The organism is Candidatus Cryosericum odellii, assembly GCF_003570935.1.
Classification (GTDB): domain Bacteria; phylum Caldisericota; class Caldisericia; order Cryosericales; family Cryosericaceae; genus Cryosericum; species Cryosericum odellii.
Genome location: NZ_QXIU01000208.1, coordinates 22700 through 29746, shown reverse-complemented (window position 1 = coordinate 29746; position 7047 = coordinate 22700). Strand labels below are relative to the sequence as shown.

The 7047-nt window shown below is 56.7% G+C and carries 8 protein-coding genes; 6 read left to right on the top strand and 2 right to left on the bottom strand.

All coding sequences use genetic code 11. The annotated features are described in order from the left end of the window. The first annotated feature begins 28 nt into the window (after nucleotides 1-28). The 3 genes from SMC5_RS11140 to SMC5_RS08445 all read left to right on the top strand — a co-directional run bounded on the left by SMC5_RS11140 (nucleotide 29) and on the right by SMC5_RS08445 (nucleotide 1053). The gene (locus SMC5_RS11140; protein ID WP_455423459.1) at nucleotides 29-463 is read left to right on the top strand and encodes an NADH-ubiquinone oxidoreductase-F iron-sulfur binding region domain-containing protein; all 435 of its coding nucleotides are present in this window, start codon (nucleotides 29-31) and stop codon (nucleotides 461-463) included. Next, nucleotides 460-684, top strand: coding sequence for an NADH-ubiquinone oxidoreductase-F iron-sulfur binding region domain-containing protein (locus SMC5_RS10490; protein ID WP_165849044.1), 225 nt, complete (start codon nucleotides 460-462; stop codon nucleotides 682-684). Before SMC5_RS11140 ends, SMC5_RS10490 begins: the two co-directional genes overlap by 4 nt. A 30-nt stretch (nucleotides 685-714) precedes the next feature. Continuing rightward, nucleotides 715-1053, top strand: coding sequence for a hypothetical protein (locus tag SMC5_RS08445; RefSeq protein WP_119120360.1), 339 nt, complete (start codon nucleotides 715-717; stop codon nucleotides 1051-1053). Nucleotides 1054-1076: 23 nt separating this feature from the next. On the opposite strand, the gene fdhD is transcribed toward SMC5_RS08445, so the two are convergent. Then, nucleotides 1077-1811 (bottom strand): formate dehydrogenase accessory sulfurtransferase FdhD, encoded by a 735-nt coding sequence (fdhD, locus tag SMC5_RS08440; protein WP_119120359.1) that lies wholly within the window; start codon nucleotides 1809-1811, stop codon nucleotides 1077-1079. 154 nt (nucleotides 1812-1965) lie between these two features. Here fdhD and SMC5_RS08435 point away from each other — a divergent pair, with 154 nt between their 5' ends. The 3 genes from SMC5_RS08435 to SMC5_RS08425 are packed head-to-tail and all read left to right on the top strand — an operon-like array spanning nucleotide 1966 to nucleotide 5695. Further along, on the top strand, nucleotides 1966-2799 hold the full coding sequence (locus SMC5_RS08435) for an FAD binding domain-containing protein (protein ID WP_165849043.1): 834 nt from the start codon (nucleotides 1966-1968) through the stop codon (nucleotides 2797-2799). Beyond that, entirely contained in the window at nucleotides 2796-3269 is a 474-nt protein-coding gene (locus tag SMC5_RS08430) for a (2Fe-2S)-binding protein (RefSeq protein WP_119120357.1), read from the top strand. Before SMC5_RS08435 ends, SMC5_RS08430 begins: the two co-directional genes overlap by 4 nt. After that, complete coding sequence (locus SMC5_RS08425; protein WP_119120356.1) at nucleotides 3266-5695, top strand: xanthine dehydrogenase family protein molybdopterin-binding subunit; 2430 nt, start codon at nucleotides 3266-3268, stop codon at nucleotides 5693-5695. The genes SMC5_RS08430 and SMC5_RS08425 overlap by 4 nt, the downstream gene beginning before the upstream one ends. A gap of 84 nt (nucleotides 5696-5779) precedes the next feature. Here the strand turns inward: SMC5_RS08425 and pepT are convergent, their stop codons facing one another. Further along, nucleotides 5780-7027 carry a peptidase T gene (pepT, locus tag SMC5_RS08420; protein ID WP_407079768.1) on the bottom strand — a complete coding sequence of 416 codons (1248 nt, stop codon included), beginning with the start codon at nucleotides 7025-7027 and terminating at the stop codon, nucleotides 5780-5782. Nucleotides 7028-7047 lie beyond the last annotated feature (20 nt).

The following is a 7047-nucleotide window of genomic DNA, read 5'->3' as shown; positions in this document are numbered from 1 at the left end:
TGTTTCCATTGGTTCCGGAGTCATTCTGGTGGCGTCTGAGGATGTGCCGCTCCTTCCGTTCCTTGCGGAGGTGGCACACTTCTTCTGGCATGAGTCGTGTGGCAAATGCACACCTTGCCGGGAAGGGACACTGCAGGTCAAGACGATCATGGATTCGCTCGTCAACCGGACGGCGGACCCCGCTTCCCTGCAGCGCCTCGGCAAACTGCTCACCACGCTGAACGACACGTCGTTCTGCGGGCTGGGACAGGCTGCCCCGCTCGCGTTCGAGTCAGCGTTGCGCAACTTTCCCGAAGTATTCNNGTCGAGGCGCCTCTGGGCATCACGTTACGGGAACTCATCTACGACTTTGGCGGCGGCGTCAAGGGAGGCAGGCACATCGGCTTCATCCAGACTGGTGGAAGCGCCGGGACTGTGCTTACTGACAAGTTCCTGGATGTCCCTCTCGATTTCGCCTCAATGAAGACCAACAGTGTTTCCATTGGTTCCGGAGTCANNACGGCGGACCCCGCTTCCCTGCAACGCCTCGGCAAACTGCTCACCACGCTGAACGACACGTCGTTCTGCGGACTGGGACAGGCTGCCCCGCTTGCATTCGAGTCAGCACTGCGCAACTTTCCCGAAGTATTCGACCAGGCACTTGCGGAATCACATGTACCAGAGGTCTGTCAGGAAGAAGTGTAGAAGGGTAACGTCTGGAGAGGAGTAGTCGACGTGAAACTGACTGAAGTTCTTGAGATTACCGGCGCAACGTGTGTCGTGGGCGAACAACTGGCGGATATCGAGGTACACCACGCGTTTGCATCAGACCTCATGAGTGACGTACTGGCGATGAGCCGTCCCGATACACTGCTCATCACCGGGTTGACTACTCCTCAGATTATTCGAACGGCACAGATGCTTGACCTGCCAGCCATTCTCGTGGTAAGAGGCAAGGATGTGCCTCAGGATGTCGCCGATCTGGCACGTACGACGGGCATTGTCCTTCTGTCGGCCCACGACATCATGTACGTGGCGTCGGGGAAGCTCTATGCCCGAGGTCTCTCTGGATAATAGATGTCTCTTGAGCAGAGCTTCTAGGGCACTACTCGTTCCGGGTGTGAGTAGACATTCATACGTCCGGCTCGCACAAAGGCGACAACTGTAATTCCAGCTCTTTCCGCAAGAGCAATTGCCTGAGCAGTCGTCGCGCTCCTCGAGGCCAGTACTGGTATCCCGACACGGGCTGCCTGGGCAACTGCCTGGGCTGGAATACGTCCCGTTCCCATCAGGACTGCCTCTCTGACATTCCAGACGTGCATCAGAGCGTGGCCGATAACCATGTCGAGTGCCGTGTGACGACTGATGTCTTCACAGCTGAAGACATGCTCTCCCTGTGCGATAAGGGCTGCATGGACGCCTCCGGTGGTCTTCCAGTGGAGAGCACTGCGTTGCATCTCCTCGGCCAGATCCTGAAGGCGGGAGGCCGATACAGTGAATCCAGGTGAGACAGCAATATCTTCAGTTAGTGCGTCTCCCGAAATGCAATCGATGTCGATTGATGTTGGTGTATCCGGTCCTGGAGCATCGGGGGAAATGGTAAGAAACGCCGAGCGTTCTTCCACGTTGACAGCAAGGATCTGAGTGGGTCGGGCCCAGCCTTCAGACACAGCGTGGCCGACCGCGGCTGCATCGACCAATTCGCCCGAACTCGCGAGACGCACTGCCAGCACGCCATTCACATAGATGGTTAATGCGCGTTCTTCCGTGACCTCGTCCTCGCACCTGATCGCAGTGCCACTGCGGTCGTATCTCCAGATGGTTGTCATCATCGCTTGCCACCTCCCAAGACTGAGTCCAGTATAGGTCGGTTGTCGCTGGATGCCAGAGACCAAACTGGACTCTCAGCCTGCTTGGATGTTGCATTTGCCGAGCCACGAGGGTATGATATATATGAAAATCAGCATTGTCTGCAAGGAGGCCCTCATGGGCAAAATCACTCAGTACTATCATGCAACATCTTTGGAGGATGCTTTCGTGAGAGCGAAGCAACTGGGTCCTGTTGCCGCGTATGTTGGCGGTGGCGTGGAGCTGGTTCTTCGCCGCAACCCGGAGATCACAACCCTGATCGACCTGTCGCGCTGTGGTCTCGACTACATTGCAGTAGCCGCGGAAGGGATCGAAATCGGTTCTCAGACCACACTCACGACGATCAGTCGCAGCGCGGACATCAGGCAGTACGCTGGTGGTTCGCTCGCCTGGTGGGCTGGCCATATCGCTCATAACAACCTGCGGGACATGATCACCGTCGGTGGAGTCATTGGGCGCAATCAGCCGTGGAACGACGTTGTTCCCCATCTCGTTGCCCTGGGCGCACAGGTGCGACTGTTTGACGGTGCCGAGCACATCATGCCTCTCTCTGACTACATCGAAGCAAAGCAGCCGGGGGCGATCATCAAGGGTGTTCTGCTGCCGGCAGGGAATGCCGGATCGAGGGGATTCCTATGGCGGTTCACACGTACCCAGCAGGACATTTCGACGCTGCACTTCTCAGCGCTTGTGAACTGTGACGGCAAGGTCATGACGGCGGCCAATCTGGTTTTCGCCGGGCGCCCGGGTCATGCCGCTCTCTACCCTCGACTCTCTGAAGAACTTGTCGGAAAGTCGTTGTCGCATGAGACGTTCGCGAGACTGGCGGAGATGGCTCCTGACCTTGTCGAGGTCGGAACTGACCTTCGTGCGACGGGCGAGTTTCGGCGTGAGCTGGTGCGAGCGGCTATCGTAAACCTGGATGAGCACATGACGGGAGTGGCACAATGACTATTTCGATAAATGTGAATACTGTTGAACGTTCCTTTGATATTCAGCTGGGCGAGGTCCTGCTCGATGTCCTGCGGCGCGAGGGCTACCTCGAGGTGAAGGGCAGCTGTCACTCGGGAGACTGCGGCGCGTGCACCGTCTTGCTGGACGGGCGACCTGTCGCTTCATGCTTGATACTGGCCGCCAAAGCCGACGGACACGCCGTGACGACCGTGCGTGGCATAGGGGATCAGGCCCACCCACACGTCCTTCAGGAAGCGTTTGTAAAGAACGGTGCTGTCCAGTGTGGATACTGTGTGCCCGGCGCTATCACGTCTGCCAAGGCGTTGCTGGACGAAAATCCTGACCCCACCGAAGAAGAAATCCGGCTGGCGATGGACAGCAATTACTGTCGCTGCACAGGGTACGAACAGCAGGTCGAGGCAGTCCTCGATGCCGCCGCGCAGCTCCGGAAAGGGGAAACGAGATGAGCATTGAGAGAAAGGGTTTCCGTCACCTCACCGAGGGGTCGTATCCGGCGACGCATGTGGTCGGCAAGTCCGTCGACAAGGTTGACGGCTACGCTTTGGCCAGTGGAGCCCCGATGTACACCGATGATATTGCGGCACGTGATTTTCCGAACCGTCTGCATGGAAAGATCCTGACGAGTCCGATCGCGAATGGCGTTATTACCTCGATCGATACCACTGCTGCAGAGGCACTGCCTGGTGTTCGCCTCGTACTGACGTGGAAGAACACGCCGCGTACGTTCTACACGACGGCTGGACAGGGTTGGCCAGAGCCTTCGCCGTACGACAACCAGATGTTCACGGAGCGTGTGCGTTTCGTCGGCGACCGTGTGGCTGCTGTTTTTGCGGATTCCATAGATATTGCAGAACGGGCACTCAAACTTATCAAGGTGAACTTCAAGGAAGAGCCTGCTGTTCTTGACGCCGACGATGCCATGAAGCGGGGAGCTCCGATCGTGCATCCCGAGGATCCAAAGGGTGCCTATGATTCGGCGCATAACGTTGCAGCGCATTTGGACATCAACGTTGGGAACGTCGACAAAGCGTTGGCGGAATCCGAGGTGACCATCTCTGAGACGTTCCAGACGCACTATGCTCAGCACACTCCGATGGAGACGCATACGGCATTCGCCTATACGGATGACATGGGAAAGATCGTCATCGTGTCAAGCACGCAGGTTCCCTGGCATGTACGCCGCATTGTCTCCAGGGTTCTTGACCTTCCCATGAGTAAGCTACGTGTCATCAAGCCTCGAATCGGCGGTGGTTTTGGCACCAAGCAGGAGATACTCATTGACGACCTTGTGGCCTATGGAACCATCAAAACGGGGCTCCCGTGTGAGATCGAGCTGACCCGCAAAGAGGAATTCGTCTCTGCCAGGACGCGTCACCCGATGAAGATTGACATGAGCATCGGCTGTGACACACAGGGCCACTTCAGAGCTCTCAAGATGTATGTTCTCAGCAACACAGGGGCTTATGGCAGTCACAGTCTCACGGTCATGTCGAACACCGGCAGCAAGACACTGCCGCTCTACAACAAGGCGACTGACGTCCGGTTCTTTGGTGATGCAGTCTATACAAACCTTCCTGTCCCCGGAGCGTACCGTGGTTACGGAGCGACCCAGGGATACGCTGCCCTCGAGTGTACAATCGACGATCTGGCCGCCAAGCTGGGCATGGATCCCATCGAATTGCGGAAGAAGAACATGATCAGAGTCGGGGAAGGTTCTCCGATCTTCGAGGCTCTCGGCGAAGGCCGTCAGGGAGTCGCCCAGACGATCAAGAGCAGCTCATTGCCGACTCTTATCGACCTGGGAGCCGAGGCAATCGGCTGGACAGAGAAACGCGGTAAGCGCGTGCGCAACGGTCACAAGGTCCGTGGCGTTGGAATGTCGATGCATATGCAGGGCTCCGGTATCCCACTTATTGATATGGCTTCTGCCTCCATCAAACTCAACGAAGACGGAAGCTACTTCATGACCATGGGGGCCACGGACATCGGCACGGGTTCCGACACCATTCTGTCGCAGATGGCGGCTGAAGTCCTGGGGGTCACTATGGAGAAGATCAGTGTCCTCTCCAGCGACACGGACCTGACGCCGTTCGATGTCGGGGCATATGCCTCCTCGACCACGTTTGTCTCGGGTGGCGCCGTCGTCAAAGCGGCCAAGACAGTGCGCAATCAGATTTTTTCAGTTGCAGCCGAGATGCTGGGCGAGGAGCTGGATCAGCAACTTGTCATTGCAGAGCCCAAGGTTGAATGGGACAATGATCAGCCGGACCCCATCCTGTCCTTCTATCGTATGGAGGATGGAAACGTTGTGTCGGTACGGAGCGGGAAGAAGGTTTCTGTGTCTGATATTGCCTATCGTGCCTACTACGAGGTCAATCAGCATCAGATTGCAACGACACAGTCGTTCGTGTCCCCATACTCTCCGCCGCCCTTTGCGGCACACTTTGCGGAGATCGAAGTGGACGAGCTCACGGGAAAGGTCGAAGTTCTCAAGTATGTGGCAGCCGTCGACTGCGGTGTATCTATCAACCCCGACCTGGTGCGCGGGCAGATCATGGGCGCGATAGCAAATGGCATAGGATTTGCGTTGACCGAGGAGTACCATTTTGGATCCCACGGCAACATGACCAATTCCTCGCTGTTCGACTACAAGATTCTGTCTCGCCGCGACATGCCGCCGACCGAGGTCATTCTTGTCGACACCTATGAGCCGACTGGGCCATGGGGTGCCAAATCGGTGGCCGAGATTTGCATCAACGGTCCCATTCCTGCAATCGGCAATGCAATCTTTGATGCGACGGGGATACGCCTCCACCGCACACCCTACACGCCGGACAAAGTTCTGGCGGCGTTGCGCGGCAAGAGCATCTGATCAAGCTTCGGGAAGTGGAAAGCAAAAGAGGGGAGCGCCAATCAGGCGCTCCCCTCTTTTTTTACTGGAGTATTTCCTGTCAGGTCACAGCGTAGTCGCTGATCGACTCGCAAACGCTTCCGCAATGCCAACGATGACCTGTACAGCTTTCTCCATGGATTGGATGACGATGTACTCGAAGGGGCCGTGGTAGTTGCGGCCGCCGGTGAACAGGTTGGGGCAGGGAAGCCCCATATAGCTCAGGCGTGAACCGTCAGTTCCACCGCGAACAGGCTTCACGAGGGGTGCAATGCCTAGTTTCTCCATGACACCGCGGGCGACGTCGATGAGGATCATGTTCTGCTCGATAATCTCGCGCATGTTGTAGTAGGAATCGCGCACATGAACCGTGGCGGTGTTCTCTCCATACTTGGCGTTCAAGAAGTCGCAGATGGCATGCGCCATGCTCTTGCGCTGCTCGAAATGGCGCTTGTCGTGATCGCGGATGATATACTTGGCTTCGGCTTTCTCGCACGCGCCATTAATACTGGTCAAGTGGAAGAAGCCTTCGTACTTCTCAGTTGAGCGAGGCGTTTCGTCGGAGGGGAACAACGTCGTCAGCTCTGCCGCTATGAGAGCCGCATTCTTCATGATGCCTTTTGCAGCACCAGGGTGGATGCTTTTCCCAATGATCTCGAATTCCGCCGATGCGGCATTGAAATTCTCGTATTCGAGACCACCCAGTTCATCGCCGTCGAGGGTGTAAGCATACTTGGCCCCGAACTTCGCTACGTCGAACCGATCGACACCTTGACCGACTTCCTCATCCGGCGTGAATGCAATCTTGATGGTTCCATGCTTCACCTCGGGATGCGCCAGCAGGTACTCGACGGCAGTCATGATCTCTGCAATGCCTGCCTTGTCGTCGGCTCCCAGAAGAGTCGTGCCATCTGCCACAATGAAGTCCTTGCCCTTGTGCAGCAGCATATCCGGGAAATCGGTGGGGCTCAGAACCATGTTCTTCTCTGCATTCAGAACAATGTCCTTACCGTCGTAAGCCGTGACGATGCGTGGCTTCACCCCCATGCCCGATGCGTCCGGAGAGGTGTCCATGTGCGCGAGGAATGCGATGACTGGAACCGTGTCCGGATTCTTACAGTTGGCCGGGAGAGTCGCGGTGACATAGCCATTTGGATCCACAGAAGAGTCTTTCAGACCAAGTGCTTGCAGCTCTGCGTCCAGCTCATGGGCAAGGACGAGTTGTTTCTCGGTGCTGGGAAACGTGACAGAATTCTCGTCCGACTGCGTGTCGAATGACGTGTAGTGCAGGAAACGATCCACCAGGTTGTTCATCGACTCCCCTTTCTCGGGTG